We start from the raw sequence: 15,618 nt of genomic DNA, 5'->3' as shown, positions 1-15,618 counted from the left end.
GCCAACCCCCTATGAAGCCACTGGACCTGACGCGTTTCGACCTCAATCTTCTAGTGGTGCTTGAGGCGCTTTGGGCGGAAAGGCACGTCGGGCGTGCGGCGCAGCGCCTGCACCTGTCGCAGTCGGCCACTAGCCATGCCCTGTCGCGGTTGCGCACAGCGTTTGATGATCAGTTGTTCATTCGCAATCCCCGTGGCATGGCGCCGACGCCGCTGGCCACCGAGCTGATGCCCAGAGTGGCAGCGGTGCTCGAGTCGGTACGGTTGGTCGCCAGCCCACGGGGGCCGTTCGATCCGGCGCGTCTGCAGGCGACACTGTCGGTAGCGGCCACCGATTACGCCGTGTTGACCGTCATCGCCCCGGCGCTGGCGAAACTTCAGGCTGCGGCGCCAGAGGTGGTACTGAAACTCGGGCCGGTGGATGGCGAATCGGCGATGCGCTTGCTGGACGCCGGTGAGATCGACCTGGTGCTGGGTTCGGGTTCGTTTGCGCAGGTGCCGCAACGCTTTGATTGCCAGTTCGCGCACAAGGAGCGTTTTGTCGGCATCGCCCGCAAAGGACATCCGGCACTGGTCAAGCGCGGCAGGAAACTGCACATGACGCTGGATGACTTCACTCGCCTGCCGCACGTTCTGATTTCACCCCGTGGCGATGCCCGCGGCGCGGTCGATGACGCGCTGGAGCAGCTTGGTCGCAGCCGCAAGGTCAGCGTCACCTGCCCGAGTTTTCTGGCGGTGCCGTTCATGGTGGGCGCATCGGAGTCGATTGCGGTGGTCGCCGAACGCATCGCCTTGCAGATGCAGGAAACCGCACAACTGAGCATTTTCGAATTGCCCCTGGCGCTGCCCAGCTGGGAGATTTTCGTCGTCCGCGCGCGCGGGCGCGCCAACGAGCCGGCGGTTGAGTGGATGACCAGAATGCTGATCGGCGACTGACGATCGATCTGGTGCATCGAGAGGCTGCGCCAATGCCATTGGATCGCAGGCCTCGGTGCTCCTAGAGTGCGGACATCCGTTCAACACTCCAGGAATGCACATGAAAACCGAGCCCACATTGGTCATGGTCCCTTGCTTCGCCGGTGCACCGTGGCAGCTCGACCCACTCACCCACTTGCAGCACCGCGCCATGCGTACTTTGCGTTTGCCGGACGACGTCGCTGATCTGGAAAAACTCGCCAACTTCATCGTTGGTCAGGTGCAGGATCTCGAAAGCTATGTACTGGTGGGCGACTCCTACGGTGCGGTCGCCTCGATCGCCGTTGCAACACGCCAGCCCACAGGCCTCAAGGGCCTGGTGCTGTCCGGCGGTTTCGCCAGAAGCCCGATCACCTCGCCCCTGCTGAAAACGCTGGCCGCACTGGCGCCGTTTTTCCCCGGGCCGTTTTATCGCCAGGCGACCCTGCGCTTCCACGCCGCGCAACTGGCTTCATCGTTCGACAAGGAAGGTGAAATCCCTTGGTCATCTGCCAGGAGCCGTGCCTTCTTCATCAAGCACACCCCGCACAAGGCCTACGTCAACCGCGTGCGCTCGATCGAGAACGTCGACTACACCGACCTGCTGCCAAAGATCGACGTACCGACGCTGATCCTCACGCCCGAGGAAGACAGGCTGATCGGTAAACAGGCTGCGCGGATCCTGCTGAATGGCATAAAAAGCGCGCAGGAAGTCATCATGCCGAGAACCGGGCATATGTTCCGGTTCTCGCATCCGGTGGCGTATTCGTTGGAGGTCAGGCAGTTTCTGGAGCGGGTTGCGTTGTGATTGTCCGGGGGCAGTCAGATGCGGCGGGCCATGATCAATCCGAATTGCCGTTTATTGTTACAGCCGCTAGCCTCAGCAACAGCCAAAAGCACAAATCAGAGACCCGCATGACGCTACGCCCCGCCACCGATGGTGACCAGACAACCCTCTTTGACTTGCATCGAGCAGTCTTCCGCGAGCACATCGAGAAAATATGGGGCTGGGATGAGAAGTGGCAACGGGCAAATTTCACAGCGGAATTCGCCTGCGCAGCCACTTCGGTTATTGAACAAGATGGCCGGATTGTTGGATACGTGCAGATTCTGGATAAAGAGGATCGAATCCAGGTTCAGAACATCGCTATTTCGCAGGCGTACCAAGGCAAGGGCATTGGCTCGCGCATGCTGAGGAACCTCCAGCTGCAAGCCGCTGCCCGCAAGGTGCCGTTGCAGTTGGGCGCTTTTCGCACGAACACATTGGCGCAGAAGCTCTATGAACGACTGGGCTTTCGCCGGACTGGCACAACCGACACGCATATCGAAATGTCATGGACCGGCACCTGACATTCAGCAACCGTGATCCGAATCCATGAGCGTAAAAGACCTTCCCTGACTCAACCTGTAAGGACATTCAATGCCACGCTCGCTGCAGTTCGAACAAGTCGACGTATTCGCCGATCACCCCTACGAAGGTAATGCGCTGGCCGTGGTGGTGGATGCAGATGGGCTGACGACCGAGCAGATGCAGGCGTTCGCCCGCTGGACGCAACTCAGTGAGACCACTTTTCTGCTGAAGCCCGAGGCGCCGGACGCGCACTACCGTGTCCGCATCTTTACACCGTTGCGAGAGTTGCCCTTCGCCGGGCATCCCACGCTGGGCAGCTGCAAAGTGTGGCTCGCGCAGAACGACAAGCCTGAGCAGGTCGAGATTATCCAGGAGTGCTCGGCGGGCTTGATTCGGGTACGCAAACAAGGTCCGCAACTGGCGTTCTCCGCGCCACCATTGGTGCGCAGCGGGCCGCTGGAGGCAACGACGCTCAACCTGATTGAACAAGGACTCGGCCTCGCCACCGGGCAGATCCGCGCGAGCCAATGGGTCGATAACGGCCCGGGGTGGGCGGGCGTGTTGCTGGCGAGTCGCGAAGACGTGTTGGCGATCAAGCCTGATTACGCGGCGCTGCAGGGGCTGAATGTCGGGATTATTGCGCCGTGGGCGGGTCCAGACGCTGAAACGGACGTGGAAGTCAGAGCCTTCATGGGCGAGGAATGCGCCGAGGACGCCGTCACCGGCAGCCTCAATGCGAGCCTGGCTCAGTGGCTGATCGGCTCAGGCATCCTTGGCGACCGCTACACCGTGAGCCAAGGCACCGCCATCGGCCGCCGCGGCCGATTGAGCATCCAGAACGTGGACGGCACCGTCTGGGTGGGCGGTGCCGTTCAGCACTGTATTTCCGGCCGGGTGGTGTTTTGATGAGCCATGGCAGCCTGGGCGATTAACCGCGCCAACCGCTACTCCGAGCCGGAGTCGAACTCGCTCAAATATGCAGCCAGGCCAGCGATCCCAGCATGACGCCGACACCGGCGGCGCCAAACGAGACGCGCCGCAGCCATTCCTTGCGCGTCAGCAAGGTGATGGCTGCCAGTGAAATGGCGATTTGAATCGCGGTCATGGCCTGAGCCCAGCGGTGATGCTGATGCAGCACCTGCTCAGACTTTTCCTCCCACGCTTGTGCCTGTTGCTCAAGCACTTCGGCCTTCTTGCGCGCCTGCTCTTTCTGCTCCGCGTAGCGCCGCGCCTCGGCAGCATAGTGGGCGGAATCCAGCCCCGGCAGATGGCTGGCCAAATCCGACAGATTCTGCCGGCTGGATTTGGCCTAGTAGTAGTTCCATTCGTTGGCGGCTTCGGTCTTCTGGATCGCGGCGTTGTTTTTATCCATCGCCGCCTCACTTTCCGTCGAACCGGCCTGATAACTCATCAGGGCGCCCACGGTCGCCATGATCGCCGTCATCACCGCAATCTTGCTGGCGAAGCGATCGCCTTGTGCATGGGCATGATGGGTGGTGTGCTCGATGTGTTGCTCGTGGGGGCTGGGAACTTCGAACTCTTCAGGCATGGCTGTCGAACTGGGATGGGTGATGAAAGATGGGCGACATTATGAGGACAACCACAGCGAAACGCGCAAGCCACGCTGCGCCACTTCATCGACGAAACTCAAACCCACCCGAATCCCCGTCCGCTCGGCAATCGCCCTGACAATCGACAGCCCCAACCCGGACCCGGCTTCCCCGGTGCCCAGGCTGCGGTAAAACGGATCGAACACCAGCGCCTGTTCTTCGCCGCGGATGCCCGGCCCCGAGTCCTTGATTTCGATGCGCGCGCCCGCCTCCGTCCGTTCGACGCTGAGGTCGACTCGCCCGCCCGCCGGGGTATAGCGGATGGCGTTATCCACCAGGTTCTTGATCAGGATGAACAGGTCCAGTTCGTTGATGAGGACCGGCACGTCCTCGACGCTGTCAACGCCGATATCGATGTCTTTGTTCTCTGCCAGTGGCAGGAGGTCTTCCAGTACACGGCGAAACACTGCATGTACCGACACGGTGGCCTCGGCGCGTTGCGCGATTGATTGTGCGGCAGCCAGGGCGAGCAATTGCTCGATCAGCTTGCGACTGCGCTCGATCCCCTGAGCCAGTGGCAGAAAGTTCTGCCGGGTGTCAGCCGACATGGGCGTAGCGGCCAATCGCTCGGCCTGCAGGGACAGCGCCGTCATCGGCGAACGCAGCTCATGGGCGGCATCGGCGATAAACCGTCGTTGCGCCTCCATGGCCTGTGCAACGCGGCGGAGCAATCGATTGATCGCCACGACGAAGGGCCGGATCTCGCTCGGCAGGTGCTGTTCATCAATCGCATGCAGCGCCTGTTGGTCACGCTGATCGATTTCCGCCGAGAGGGTCGCGATCGGGCGAAACAGCTTGCGCACCAGATCCGCCACCACCAACAGCAGCACCGGAAACAGAATCAGAAACGGCAACAGACTGCGCCACGCGCTTTCCCGTGCTTCCTTGTCGCGCACGTCGGCTTCCTGCGCGACCGCGATGCGCTCGCCTGCCGAGGTGGTTCTGACCAACACACGATAGTTTTCACCGGCTATGTTCAACGTCGACAAACCATCGGCCAGGGTCAGCGGAAAGGGCAACGGAAGGCTGGCGTCGTCAGTGCCGAGCGCTTTGCTGCTGTCGGCCAGGTACTGCACGGTGATCCGCGAGTCTTCATCCTCACCAACGGCCTGGACGGCAGCGGGATACCCCAGGGTCATGTGCTGCCGGTCAAACAGCAGCGCGACCTGGCGCAAGCTTTCGTCCTGCATTTCGTGCGCTTCGTCGAGCGCCGAAACGAATGCGAATGCACCGGCGAGCAAAGCGACGATGAGAATCGCCAGTGACAGCGTGACCGAAAGCCGTGCCTGCACCGAATCGCTCAAACGCCTTTTGAAACCATCCATCCCATCCCCCTGACATTCTTGATGACATGGTTTCCCAGTTTGCGCCGCAGCGAATGGATCAAAAACTCCACCGCGTTGCTTTCCACTTCGTTGCCCCAGCCGTAAATCCGGTCCTCAAGTTCACTGCGCGAAAGAATCGCCCCCGGGCGGATCAACAGCGCCTGCAACAGCGCAAACTCGCGACTGGACAGTTGCACTTCAATGACTTGCGCGGTGGAGGCCTGTTTGGACACCAGGTTCAACGACACCTCGCCATTATCCAGCAGCGATTGCGCGTTACCGCCGCGACGGCGCAATACCGCACGCATCCGCGCCAGCAACTCGGCCATGGCGAAAGGTTTGAGCAGGAAGTCGTCGGCGCCGCCATCGAGGCCGCGCAGCCGGTCATCGAGGCCATCGCGGGCGGTGATAATCAGCAGCGGCACGGGGTTGTTGCGCGCGCGAATGGCGTCCAGCACATCAAGCCCGTCCTTGCCGGGCAGGCCGAGGTCCAGCAACACCAGGTCGTAGTTCTGAGTGTCCAGCGCCGCCAGCGCGGTGAGGCCGTTTTTCACCCAGTCGGTGGCGTAGCTCGCGTCCTTGAGCGCGACTTCGATGGCTTCGCCAATCATCAGGTCATCTTCGACCAACAGAATCCGCATGCAGCGCTCCGACAGAGAAAAGCGCGATGGTCATTGCCATCGCGCCTGTATTGAAGCACTTGAACCGGCGTTTGTCCGCCGCCGCTTCAGCGCTGTGATCACTGTTTGCCATTCAGCGAATCGAAGGCGTTCAGCAGATCATCCATGGCCGCCTTGCAGTCAGCCTGCTGCGGCGAGCTGGCGCGCAGGGCATCCAGCGCGCGGTCAATCGCCTTGTCCAACACATGCCAGTCGGCAGCGGCACGCGGCTTGATGCCGGCTTCGGCGGAGTCCCAAGTCGTTTCCAGATCCTTGATACGGGTCTTGGCGCCGGGCAGGTCATTTTTCTCGACCAGCGCACTGACGTTGGCGGCGATGTTGCGGAACTCGCTCAGGTCACCCAGCTTCGAGCCCGATTGCGGCGGCGCGCTCAAAGAGCTGGTCGGTGCACCGGCAGCGGGTTTGTCAGCGGGTTTCGAGCAGCCGGCGAGGCTGCCGAGCAGCATCAGAGACGAGATGATCGCGACGTGGCGAAAAACGGTTTTGAAGGCGTGCATGTTGATTCCTTGAGGGAGTATCCAAACGTTTATTGAGTGAGGGTTTTGCGATTGCCAAGGCTGATCTGCGCGACCGCCACCAGCAGCACGATGACAGTGAGGAAGATCGCACTGGTCCAGGCGGCGCCCATGCCCAGGCCACCGTAAGTCTTGGCCTGAGTCAGCAAGTCACCGAGAGAGGCGCCGAACGGACGAGTCAGGATGTAGGCGATCCAGAAGGTCAGCACCACGTTGGCCCCCATCCGCCTGGCCAGCAGCGTCGCCGCAAGCAGCGCGCCGAAAATCACTGCACCGACGGTGAAGCCCAGCCCCAGCGCTTCGGTGGCCAGGTCCCCGGCGGCAGTGCCCAAGGCAAAGGTACAGAGCACCGTAGACCAGTAAAAAAGCTCGCGCCGCGGCGTGTTGATTTCACGGATCGACAGGCTGTCTTCCATCGTGAACCAGATCAGGAAATTCACGGCCAGCAACACCGAGAACACCGCGGTGCTGACGTACAGGCTGATGTCGAGCATGTCGGTCATGATGTCGGTGATCTGCGTGCCGACGATGCTCACCAGCACCACGGTCAACCAGTAGATCCAGGGTGTATAGGCAGTTTTGCGCATTTGCAAGAACAGCGCCCCCCCGAGTAACAGCGCCATGCCGATGCTGGTCCAGCCAGCGCCGAAGCCAATATCCACGGCGAGGAAGTCAGCGCCGGTTTCACCCACGGTCGTCGAGAGAATCTTGATTACCCAGAAGGCCAGTGTCACTTCGGGGACTTTGTTAAGCCATCCGGCTTTTGCGGGATTCATGTGCGGGTTGCCTCTCCTGTCCAGCGCTGAATGTGCGCTGAGGGAGACGATAAGGGCCAACACTTAGCTGAGACTGAGGGCGTACACGAAGCGATTGATTCAGTGGCGCGCCCTGCTCTGCCGAAATTTTCCGCCGTGCCCGGTTCGATCACCTAACCTCATAGATTGTGTGATCAACGAGAACCGGCCCCTCCGATGCGCAACACATTGAAGTCATTGTTTTTTGTCGCGCTGACCGTGCTCGCTTCGGGCAGTTCGCTGCTGTGCGCGGCGGATTTGCCGGCGCCCTCGGCGACCACTGCGGCACCGCTGGTGGAGGTCTCGCAAAGTGATCTGCAAGCCTTACAACTGCGTCTCGACGGCCTGAAGCAGCAGATTTCCGCCGCCAACAATTACAACCAGCTCGAAGGCCCGCAGGACCGGGTGCAGACGTTCATTCTGGATGTCGATCGGTTGTCCGCATCGTTGTTGCCGCAGCAGGCGCAACTGGCGGTGCAACTGGGGGTGCTCGGCGCCGCACCGGATACGCAGATTGCCGCCGAACAGGCGGAAATCGCCGCACAACGGGCGTTGCTCAGCGAGCAGAAAAACAAGGTCGATGCCACGCTCAAAAGCCTTGCCGCGCTCAAACAAAGCGCAGCCGAGCTGATTACACAAATCGCCGGCATCCGCCGCACACTGCTCGAAAGCGAACTGACGCTGCGCACCGACAGCATCCTGAGCCCGGACTTCTGGTCGCCATTGGTCGCGCCGGAGCCGGACGACCGCCAGCGCCTGAAGTTTTTCATCGATCAGGTGAACCTCACCTGGGCCACCGTATGGGCCCCGGGGGAACGGTTTTTCACCTGTGTGCTGGTGCTGCTGGCGCTGGCTTTCTGGACGGTCGGCCGCCGACTTGCCGAACGCGGTCTGACCTGGCTGTGCATCCACCGCATGCCGGAAGGTCGCCTGCGTCGCAGCGCGCTGGCATTCGCCTCGGCGCTGGCGACCCTGGGCACCACAGCCATCGCCCTGCATCTGCTGTTCTATGCCTGCACCCGTCACGAGCCGCTGACGCCAGTGCTGCAGACTTTTTCCGAAGAATTCGAAAAAGCCGTTTACGCCTGCGTCCTGATCACCGCGTTGAGCCGCGCACTGCTGTCGACCCAGCATCCTTCATGGCGGCTGCCGGCGATGGCCGATTCGGTGGCGCTGGCGTTGCGCCCGTATCCGAGGATTCTCGCCGCCACCCTGCTGGTGCTGGTGACGCTGGTGCAAGTCAGCAACGCCACCGGCATGAGCAGCCAGATCGTGATCGCCCAGCGCGGGGTGATCGCCATCGTGGTGATCGTGATTCTGGTGCCGTTGCTGTTGCGCGTCGGCAAAGTGCGCAAGGCGTTGATCAGCGCCAATGAACCGGAGGCCGCCAGCACGTTCGCCGGAGCGATCTACAGCATCGCCACGGTGTGCATGTGCATATCGGCGCTAGCCTTGCTCACCGGCTACGTGTCGCTGGCCCGCTTCGTCACCTATGAATTGGTCTGGGCCTATATCGTGCTGGCCGGGTTCTATTTACTGGTGCAAGTGGTCAAGGACGCCTGCGAGTACCTGTTCTCGCCGCGCTACTCGGCGGGCAAGACGCTCAAGCAGACTTTGGGCCTGGGCGACCGGCGGCTGGAACAGATCTCGATTGTGCTGTCCGGTGCCAGCCGCGCCGGGCTGTTGCTGCTGGCGGTCATCACCTTGTTCGTCGGCGGCATCGGCACCACGTTCGGGCAACTGACCAGCAATGTCCTGGGCATTCTGGGTGGTGCCGGCTTGCGCAAGCTGAACATCGTCCCTGCGCACCTGATCAATGCCGTGCTGGCGCTGCTGATCGGTATCTACCTGATCCGCGCCCTGCGCCGCTGGCTCGACAACGAATTCCTGCCCAAGACCGACATGGATCCGGGCATGTGCGCGTCGCTGAGCACGCTGTTTTCCAACATCGGTTATGCCACGGTTATCCTCCTGACGCTGTCGTCACTGGGCGTGCGCTGGACCAATCTGGCGTGGATCGTCAGTGCGTTGTCGGTGGGGATCGGTTTCGGCTTGCAGGAAATCGTCAAGAACTTCGTCTCCGGGCTGATCCTGCTCACCGAGCGCCCGGTGAAGGTCGGCGATCTGATCAGCATCAGCGGTGTCGAAGGCGATATCCGCCGGATCAACGTGCGCGCCACGGAAATCCAGCTCAGCGACCGCTCCATCGTGATCGTGCCCAACTCGCAACTGATCTCGCAGAACCTGCGCAACGTCACCCTCGGCGGCAGCGCTCAGGGGGTGGCGAGCCTGGAGCTGATGTTCCCGCTGGACATCGACCCGGAACAGGTCAAGGAATTGCTGCTGAACACTTACCACGAAAACGAAAACATCCTCGACAAACCGGCGTCGTACGTACGCTTCAGCAAACTCTCGCCCGATGGCATCACCTTGACGGTGACGGGCTATGTCGGCAGCCCACGGATCGTCGGCGGGACCAAGAGTGATCTGCTGTTCGAGATTCTCAAGCGCCTGGGGGATGCGGGGATTGCGCTGGCGAAACCAGCGTCGAGCCCGTGACCCCTAAAAGGTTTTGCGGTGTACACGGACTTGGTTACTGGCCGAGATTACTGTGGGAGCTGGCTTGCCAGCGATGNCCCATCGCTGGCAAGCCAGCTCCCACAGGGCTTTGTGGTGATTGCGGGATTGCGCGCAGGGAACAAGCCTACTCGCGAAGAGCCTCAGGCCGGCGCCCAGCGCCGATGCAGCCAGCGCGCCAACGCATCCAGCGCAAAGCCCAGTACGCCGATCAGCAGCACCATCGCCATCAGTTCCGAATACGCCAGGCGATCACGCGTATCGAGGATGAAGTAGCCCAACCCGGCGCTGACCCCGAGCATCTCGCACGGCACCAGTACGATCCACAAAATGCCGATCGACAGCCGCACCCCGGTCAGCACATGGCCGAGCACGCCGGGCAGGATCACCTTGCGCAGGGTTTCCCAGCGGGTGGCGCTGAGGCTGCGGCTGAGTTGCAGCCAGCGCGGGTCGAGCTGGCGCACGCCGGCCACGGTGTTGAGCAGGATCGGCCACACCGCGGCGAAGGTCAGCAGGAAGTAGATCGGCTGATCACCAACGCCCATCAGCATCACCACCACCGGCATCCACGACAGCGGCGAAATCATCCGCAGAAACTGAAACGCCGGCGTGGTCGCCGCTTCCAGATGCCGGTAGCTGCCAATCATCAAGCCCAGCGGCACACCGATCAGCAGCGCCATCAGCAGCCCGACCAGAATCCGCTTCAGGCTGACCAGCACATGCTCGTACAGCTCCGGGCGCAGCAACAGGTCGCCAAGGCTCGCCAGAGTTGCCTCGGGTGAAAAGCGCAACGCAAGGCTGTCGTTGCCGCCAAACAGATGCACACCCAGCCACCACAGCAGCAACAGGCACAACAGCCCCGCTACACCCAACAAACCCTGCACGGTCAATGAAGATCGCTGGCGCATCAGAGGCCGAACTCCTCGCTGCGTTCGAAGCTTTCCGGCAGGCCGAAGGTCTGCATGCCGCCAACGGCCGCGATGGCGTTGCGCACGAAGCGATCATCCACCAGATCCTTGGCGGTCTGCTGCGGATCGAGGCTGGCGAGGAAACCCTTGTCGCCCTCGATCAGCGTGTCCTTCAGACGTTTGACCAGTTCTTCGGTGTAGCTGGGGAACGGGTACGGCTGAAAATCGATGCGCTGCTCGTCCCAATGCCTGTGCTGAATCGCGCCGCTGGCCAGATACTGCTCGCGGTCGCTGCTGGCCGGCGACAGCACCCGGTCGAGCACCGGTTGCGCGTGCGGCGTATAGCGATTGGCGCCGTCCTTGGACAGCAGTTTTGCGGCCTCGGCGCGGTTGTCGCGGGTCCAGACCTGCGCCTTGACGATCGCATTGACGACTTTCTGCGACCACTCGGGACGGTGGTTCAGATCCTGCTCGTGCATGAACACCACGCAGCAAGCGTGATTACGCCAGACGTCGCCGGTAAAACGCTGTACGCGGCCAACCTTGAGTTCCTCGGCCAGCGCGTTGAACGGCTCGGCGACGATGTAACCAGCGATGCGTTTGCTCGCCAGGGCCGGCGGCATATCGGACGGCGGCAGCACCAGCAGATTGACTTCGTTCGGCGCCAACGCGGCGCTCGCCGATTTGCTCACCGGCACCAGCCCGTGATCGCGGAACAGCTGCTGCACCACCACGTTATGAATCGAATACCAGAACGGAATCGCCACCGATTGCCCACCGAGTTGCTTGACCTCGGTGATGCCCGGCGCCACGGTCAGGCCCGAGCCGCCGACGTGGTTCCACGCCACGACCTTGGCCGGCACCTTGCTGCCGTAACGCGCCCACACGGTCATCGGTGACAGCAGATGAATCACGTTGACCTGCCCGGAAATGAACGCCTCGATCACCTGCGCCCAACTGCGCAGCAGCACCGGGCGCTCGGCCTGAATGCCTTCGGCCTCGAACAGCCCGTTGTTGTGCGCCACCAGCAACGGCGTGGCGTCGGTGATCGGCAGATAACCGATGCGCACCGGCGCGTTCGGCTCGGCAGCGGCACGGGCATTCAAGCTGTTGAGCAACGGCAACGCGCCGCCAGCGGTCAGCAACGCGCTGAGTTTGAGGAAGTCACGACGTGTGTGAGTAAAGTCGTCCAGGCACATGGTCAATCTCCGACGTAGCGGGCACAGGTTGAGTGAGGGGGTTGCGGCTTGCCCGCCGAAGGATTTTGAGGATGTCGATGCGCAGCGCGCCCAGTTCCTCGACCAGCTCGGCACGCGGCTGAGGCAGGTCGATGCGCCACTCGCCGAGGATGTGCGCCGGGCTGTTACCCAGTAGCAGAATCCGCTCGGAAAGCAGCAGGGCTTCGTCGATGTCGTGGGTGATCAACACGGCTGCGGTGTGGTGCTCGGCAATCAGTTGCAGGAGCAACTGCTGCATGTCGGCGCGGGTGATTTCATCCAGCGCGCCGAACGGTTCATCGAGCAACAGCACCTGCGGCTGACGGGCCAGACAACGGGCCAGCGCGGTGCGCTGGGCCATGCCGCCGGACAGCTGCGCCGGGTGCTGCTGACGCGCATGTTCGAGGCCGACCGCAGCAATGGCGTGGTCGATCCGCGTCTTGCGTTGTTCGGCCGTCAGGTGCGGCTGGCGGGCGAAGTCGAGACCGAAGGCGACGTTCTTTTCCAAAGTCAGCCACGGCAACAGGCTCGGGTCCTGAAACGCCACCGCCACCCGAGGGTGCGCACCGGTCAGCGGTTCGCCAAGCAGGCTCACCCGGCCCTGCTGCGGTGCCTGCAACCCCGCCAGGACACGCAGCAGACTCGATTTGCCGACACCGCTGGGGCCGAGAATCGTCACCACTTCGCCGGGCTGCAATTGCAGGTCGAAGTGCTCCAGCACGGTGTGCCAGCCCTGCTCTCGCGGGTAGCCGAGGCTGATGCCCTGCGCCTCCAGCACCGGCGCGGTCATGCCGTCGCTTCCCGTTTCTGCCGCTGCAATTCGGCGCGCAGTTGCACCAGGCTCGGCGTGACGATCGGCACGAACGCCGACTCACGCCAGCGCCGGGCGAAACCACTGCCGTGCTCGGTCAGATAGGCCTTGCCGCCGCTGGATTGCAATTCCAGTTGCACCGCATTGGCAGCGGATTCGGCCAGCGCGATGCGGATCTGGAACAAGGCGCCCGGCTCGGTCAGGAAACGCCCGTCGTGCAAACCTTGCTTGAGCGCATCGACGCTCTGCGCCAATTGCTCGCGTTGTTCCTGCAACGGCTCCAACAGGATCGAACGACCGTCCTGCAAATGTCCTTCGACCTCGGCCAGCGCCCGTCGCGCCAGACCCATCGCCATGCCGCACTGCAAGCCGAGGAACGCCGGGCGCACCGCTGGCAGAAACTTGCGCGCATCTTCATGCAGCAGCCATTCGCGTCCGACCGCCACTTGCGCGAAATCGATCGCTGCGGTGTTGCTCGATTGCAGCCCCATCAGTTGCAGATCGGCGGAACGTGTTACGCCGGCCGCGCCATCCGGGATGGCTAGCACGAAGGGTGAACCGCCCGCCTCATGCTCGATCGCCGCCGCCACCACAAAACCGCTTTTGCGCAGGTTGGTCACCCAATGCAGGCGCCCGTTCAAGGCCCAGCCGTCAGCGGCACTGGCGGCGCGCACTTGCAGTGCCTCGATGCCTGACAGGTACTTCATCGCGTTGGACAAACCGGTGGCGCCGGCCAGTTCTGCGCTGAGCAGTGAAGGCAGCAACTTTTCCCTTAGTGCAGCGTTGGGACTGTGCAGCAAGTATTCGATAAAGGCCCTTTGGCCCCAGAATACGAACGCCGCTGCCAATGAATGGCTGGCGACGGCGGCCAGGGTTTCCACGGCATCGCTGACGTGACCACCGCTGCCGCCCAGCGCCGGGCTGACGCCGACCCGTAGCACCCCGGCCTGCGCCAGTTGTGTCAGCACCTGTTGCGGATCGCCGTCGCCCGCATCCAGGGCCTGGGCGTTGTGTTCCAGCCATTGCATCAATGCCGGATTGAGCATGTCGTTTCTCTCCTTGTACGCAGCCGCATCAACCATAGACGATGCGGCCCGAAGCGCTGGCGAATTACGCGCGATACGCCGCCAGCTCAGGGTTGAGCGGCGTGTCGGCGAACACGTTGGCGAAGTTGCACAGGGTCGCCAGGCTGATGCCAAGGATCACTTCCAGCGCATTGCCTTCGGTGTAGCCGGCGGCCTTGAATTGGTTGAAGGTCTGATCGCTGACCTTGCCCCGGGTGGCAATCACTTCGCGGGCAAATGCGGCCAGGGTTTCCAGTTTTGCCACGGGCACAGTGGCTTTTTCACGCAGCGCACTGACCACTTCCGGCGGCAGTTTTGCCTTATTCAGCGCCACGGCGGTATGACCTGCGACACAGAAATCGCAACCATGGTTGGTCGCGGCAATCAGTTGCACCACTTCGCGCTCGGCGAGGCTGAGTTCGGACTTGCCATTGAGCGCCGATACCGTAACGTAGGTTTCCAGTGCGGCCGGGGCATTGGCCAGCACGGCCAGCAGGTTCGGAATGAATCCGGAGTTTTTCTGCGCATTTTCCAGAAACGGTCTAGCGGCTTCGGGAGCGCTTTGCACGGTGTGAAGAGTGACGCGCGACATGGAGTGGACTCCTGCTGTTGAGTGTCCGGCCAGTCTGTTGGTTATAAAAATTTCGATCCATATTCTAAAGTAGCGATTACTTGCTCCTGAGTGTTTCCATTAGATGATTTCGTCCAGCCCTTTGGTTGATTGGTTATTAGAAAGCCTCGAACTCGACGCCAGTCTGTTCCACGTCGGGCGCTATTGCGGTGGCTGGCACGCGAGTACGCACGGGCTGGCGCGCGCCAGTTTTCACTTGATCGTGCAGGGGCGTTGCTGGCTGCACATTGATGGGCAGGCACGGTCGATACCGTTGAACGCCGGGGATGCGGTGTTTCTGCTGCGGGATCTGAATTACCGCCTCTCCAGCGCCGAAGAGACAGCCCTCGCCCAGACGCTGCCGCGCATCGCCATGACCGCGCTCGACAGCCAGGCGCAGGACGGTGTCGGGCTGGTTTGCGGGTTCTTCCATTTCAAGTCGGGATTGTCATCGCTGATCATCGAGGGGTTGCCAGACTGGATCATCCTGCGCGCGGGCGATCCGTCTTCCAGCGCGGCGCGAGCCTTGTTCGAGTTGATCCTGCAAGAGTGCGAACGCCTGCCGGCGCCCTCCTCGGCGCTGCTCGAACGCTTGAGTCATCTGCTGTTTTTGTACGTGCTGCGTCAGCAGATGGCCGACAACCAGAGCCTCGGCGGCCTCGTGGCATTGGCGCGCAATCCGCAGTTCGCGCCGTTGCTGGACCAGTTGATCGCACAACCGCAGTTGCCGTGGTCGCTGGAGAGCATGGCGGCGAGTACCGGCCTGTCGCGCTCGGCATTTTTCAAACGCTTCAACGAACTGGCCGGGCAATCGCCGGGGCAGGTATTGCTGGCGTTGCGCATTCGGCATGCCTGCCAGTTGCTGCGGACTAACCACACGGTGGAACAGGTGTGTGCGGCGGTGGGCTATCAGTCGATCGCCGCGTTTACCCGGGCATTTGCCAAGTCGGTGGGCGTGCAACCGGGGGCTTATCGCAAGCAGCATGAGGGGCGCTGAGCTTGCTCGCGAAAGCGTCAGATCAGCCAACCTCATCACTGAATGTCACACCGCTTTCGCGGGCAAGCCCGCTCCCACAGGGGGTTGTGTCGATCAGTGGCTTTGTGCACGCCACAAAACCTGTGGGAGCTGGCTTGCCAGCGATGGCGTTGGCACATCCAACGTCTTTATCGACTGAGCCGGCGCTTTCGCGGGCAAGCCCGCTC

General features: G+C 62.1%; 15 protein-coding genes and 2 pseudogenes. 6 read left to right on the top strand and 11 right to left on the bottom strand.

The features are described from left to right. Positions 1 to 11 precede the first annotated feature (11 nt). The 4 genes from ACTJKS_RS22255 (at position 12) to ACTJKS_RS22240 (ending at position 3,210) form a co-directional block, all read left to right on the top strand. Positions 12 to 935, top strand: a complete 924-nt coding sequence (locus tag ACTJKS_RS22255; protein WP_108182899.1) for a LysR family transcriptional regulator — start codon at positions 12 to 14, stop codon at positions 933 to 935. A 100-nt stretch (positions 936 to 1,035) separates the two neighbouring features. Next, on the top strand, positions 1,036 to 1,761 hold the full coding sequence (locus ACTJKS_RS22250) for an alpha/beta fold hydrolase (RefSeq protein WP_108182900.1): 726 nt from the start codon (positions 1,036 to 1,038) through the stop codon (positions 1,759 to 1,761). Positions 1,762 to 1,868: 107 nt separating this feature from the next. Next, positions 1,869 to 2,303 (top strand): GNAT family N-acetyltransferase, encoded by a 435-nt coding sequence (locus ACTJKS_RS22245; RefSeq protein WP_108184404.1) that lies wholly within the window; start codon positions 1,869 to 1,871, stop codon positions 2,301 to 2,303. Between the two features lie 70 nt (positions 2,304 to 2,373). Then, complete coding sequence (locus ACTJKS_RS22240; RefSeq protein WP_108182901.1) at positions 2,374 to 3,210, top strand: PhzF family phenazine biosynthesis protein; 837 nt, start codon at positions 2,374 to 2,376, stop codon at positions 3,208 to 3,210. Between the two features lie 64 nt (positions 3,211 to 3,274). On the opposite strand, the pseudogene ACTJKS_RS22235 reads toward ACTJKS_RS22240, so the two are convergent. From ACTJKS_RS22235 to ACTJKS_RS22215, 5 genes and pseudogenes are all read right to left on the bottom strand, one after another. Beyond that, positions 3,275 to 3,853, bottom strand: a pseudogene (locus tag ACTJKS_RS22235) (DUF4337 domain-containing protein). A gap of 39 nt (positions 3,854 to 3,892) precedes the next feature. Continuing rightward, complete coding sequence (locus ACTJKS_RS22230; RefSeq protein ID WP_108182902.1) at positions 3,893 to 5,239, bottom strand: ATP-binding protein; 1,347 nt, start codon at positions 5,237 to 5,239, stop codon at positions 3,893 to 3,895. Further along, complete coding sequence (locus ACTJKS_RS22225; protein WP_108182903.1) at positions 5,215 to 5,880, bottom strand: response regulator; 666 nt, start codon at positions 5,878 to 5,880, stop codon at positions 5,215 to 5,217. The genes ACTJKS_RS22230 and ACTJKS_RS22225 overlap by 25 nt, the downstream gene beginning before the upstream one ends. 98 nt (positions 5,881 to 5,978) lie before the next feature. Further along, positions 5,979 to 6,416, bottom strand: coding sequence for a hypothetical protein (locus tag ACTJKS_RS22220; protein ID WP_108182904.1), 438 nt, complete (start codon positions 6,414 to 6,416; stop codon positions 5,979 to 5,981). Positions 6,417 to 6,445: 29 nt separating this feature from the next. Continuing rightward, positions 6,446 to 7,210 carry a COG4705 family protein gene (locus ACTJKS_RS22215; protein WP_108182905.1) on the bottom strand — a complete coding sequence of 255 codons (765 nt, stop codon included), beginning with the start codon at positions 7,208 to 7,210 and terminating at the stop codon, positions 6,446 to 6,448. 195 nt (positions 7,211 to 7,405) lie between these two features. Here ACTJKS_RS22215 and ACTJKS_RS22210 point away from each other — a divergent pair, with 195 nt between their 5' ends. Then, entirely contained in the window at positions 7,406 to 9,787 is a 2,382-nt protein-coding gene (locus ACTJKS_RS22210) for a DUF3772 domain-containing protein (RefSeq protein WP_108182906.1), read from the top strand. A 161-nt stretch (positions 9,788 to 9,948) separates the two neighbouring features. Here ACTJKS_RS22210 and ACTJKS_RS22205 read toward each other — a convergent pair whose 3' ends face one another. From ACTJKS_RS22205 to ACTJKS_RS22185, 5 genes are all read right to left on the bottom strand, one after another. After that, positions 9,949 to 10,713 (bottom strand): ABC transporter permease, encoded by a 765-nt coding sequence (locus tag ACTJKS_RS22205; RefSeq protein WP_108182907.1) that lies wholly within the window; start codon positions 10,711 to 10,713, stop codon positions 9,949 to 9,951. Further along, positions 10,713 to 11,912 (bottom strand): ABC transporter substrate-binding protein, encoded by a 1,200-nt coding sequence (locus ACTJKS_RS22200; protein WP_108182908.1) that lies wholly within the window; start codon positions 11,910 to 11,912, stop codon positions 10,713 to 10,715. The genes ACTJKS_RS22205 and ACTJKS_RS22200 overlap by 1 nt, the downstream gene beginning before the upstream one ends. Beyond that, positions 11,878 to 12,720: an ABC transporter ATP-binding protein gene (locus ACTJKS_RS22195; RefSeq protein WP_440828991.1), complete on the bottom strand. Its 843-nt coding sequence runs from the start codon at positions 12,718 to 12,720 to the stop codon at positions 11,878 to 11,880. Before ACTJKS_RS22195 ends, ACTJKS_RS22200 begins: the two co-directional genes overlap by 35 nt. Beyond that, positions 12,717 to 13,787 (bottom strand): acyl-CoA dehydrogenase family protein, encoded by a 1,071-nt coding sequence (locus tag ACTJKS_RS22190; RefSeq protein ID WP_262949561.1) that lies wholly within the window; start codon positions 13,785 to 13,787, stop codon positions 12,717 to 12,719. The genes ACTJKS_RS22195 and ACTJKS_RS22190 overlap by 4 nt, the downstream gene beginning before the upstream one ends. 64 nt (positions 13,788 to 13,851) lie before the next feature. Continuing rightward, complete coding sequence (locus tag ACTJKS_RS22185) at positions 13,852 to 14,397, bottom strand: carboxymuconolactone decarboxylase family protein (RefSeq protein ID WP_041074663.1); 546 nt, start codon at positions 14,395 to 14,397, stop codon at positions 13,852 to 13,854. Positions 14,398 to 14,500: 103 nt separating this feature from the next. Between ACTJKS_RS22185 and ACTJKS_RS22180 the strand changes: the two genes are divergently transcribed. Beyond that, the gene (locus ACTJKS_RS22180; protein ID WP_108182911.1) at positions 14,501 to 15,412 is read left to right on the top strand and encodes an AraC family transcriptional regulator; all 912 of its coding nucleotides are present in this window, start codon (positions 14,501 to 14,503) and stop codon (positions 15,410 to 15,412) included. A 22-nt stretch (positions 15,413 to 15,434) separates the two neighbouring features. On the opposite strand, the pseudogene ACTJKS_RS22175 reads toward ACTJKS_RS22180, so the two are convergent. Further along, positions 15,435 to 15,618 (bottom strand): annotated as a pseudogene (locus ACTJKS_RS22175) (hypothetical protein); the annotation flags it as partial.

The sequence above is a fragment of the Pseudomonas sp. 22189 genome, from assembly GCF_052045635.1.
Classification (GTDB): domain Bacteria; phylum Pseudomonadota; class Gammaproteobacteria; order Pseudomonadales; family Pseudomonadaceae; genus Aquipseudomonas; species Aquipseudomonas parakoreensis.
This window is presented reverse-complemented; position numbering and strand designations above follow the sequence as displayed.

What these genes read in the sequence shown, in the direction of transcription:
- ACTJKS_RS22255 (WP_108182899.1), top strand. Translation starts at nt 12, where the DNA reads ATGAAGCCACTGGACCTGACGCGTTTCGACCTCAATCTTCTAGTGGTG.
- ACTJKS_RS22250 (WP_108182900.1), top strand. Translation starts at nt 1,036, where the DNA reads ATGAAAACCGAGCCCACATTGGTCATGGTCCCTTGCTTCGCCGGTGCA.
- ACTJKS_RS22245 (WP_108184404.1), top strand. Translation starts at nt 1,869, where the DNA reads ATGACGCTACGCCCCGCCACCGATGGTGACCAGACAACCCTCTTTGAC.
- ACTJKS_RS22240 (WP_108182901.1), top strand. Translation starts at nt 2,374, where the DNA reads ATGCCACGCTCGCTGCAGTTCGAACAAGTCGACGTATTCGCCGATCAC.
- ACTJKS_RS22230 (WP_108182902.1), bottom strand. Translation starts at nt 5,239, where the DNA reads ATGGATGGTTTCAAAAGGCGTTTGAGCGATTCGGTGCAGGCACGGCTT.
- ACTJKS_RS22225 (WP_108182903.1), bottom strand. Translation starts at nt 5,880, where the DNA reads ATGCGGATTCTGTTGGTCGAAGATGACCTGATGATTGGCGAAGCCATC.
- ACTJKS_RS22220 (WP_108182904.1), bottom strand. Translation starts at nt 6,416, where the DNA reads ATGCACGCCTTCAAAACCGTTTTTCGCCACGTCGCGATCATCTCGTCT.
- ACTJKS_RS22215 (WP_108182905.1), bottom strand. Translation starts at nt 7,210, where the DNA reads ATGAATCCCGCAAAAGCCGGATGGCTTAACAAAGTCCCCGAAGTGACA.
- ACTJKS_RS22210 (WP_108182906.1), top strand. Translation starts at nt 7,406, where the DNA reads ATGCGCAACACATTGAAGTCATTGTTTTTTGTCGCGCTGACCGTGCTC.
- ACTJKS_RS22205 (WP_108182907.1), bottom strand. Translation starts at nt 10,713, where the DNA reads ATGCGCCAGCGATCTTCATTGACCGTGCAGGGTTTGTTGGGTGTAGCG.
- ACTJKS_RS22200 (WP_108182908.1), bottom strand. Translation starts at nt 11,912, where the DNA reads ATGTGCCTGGACGACTTTACTCACACACGTCGTGACTTCCTCAAACTC.
- ACTJKS_RS22195 (WP_440828991.1), bottom strand. Translation starts at nt 12,720, where the DNA reads ATGACCGCGCCGGTGCTGGAGGCGCAGGGCATCAGCCTCGGCTACCCG.
- ACTJKS_RS22190 (WP_262949561.1), bottom strand. Translation starts at nt 13,787, where the DNA reads ATGCTCAATCCGGCATTGATGCAATGGCTGGAACACAACGCCCAGGCC.
- ACTJKS_RS22185 (WP_041074663.1), bottom strand. Translation starts at nt 14,397, where the DNA reads ATGTCGCGCGTCACTCTTCACACCGTGCAAAGCGCTCCCGAAGCCGCT.
- ACTJKS_RS22180 (WP_108182911.1), top strand. Translation starts at nt 14,501, where the DNA reads ATGATTTCGTCCAGCCCTTTGGTTGATTGGTTATTAGAAAGCCTCGAA.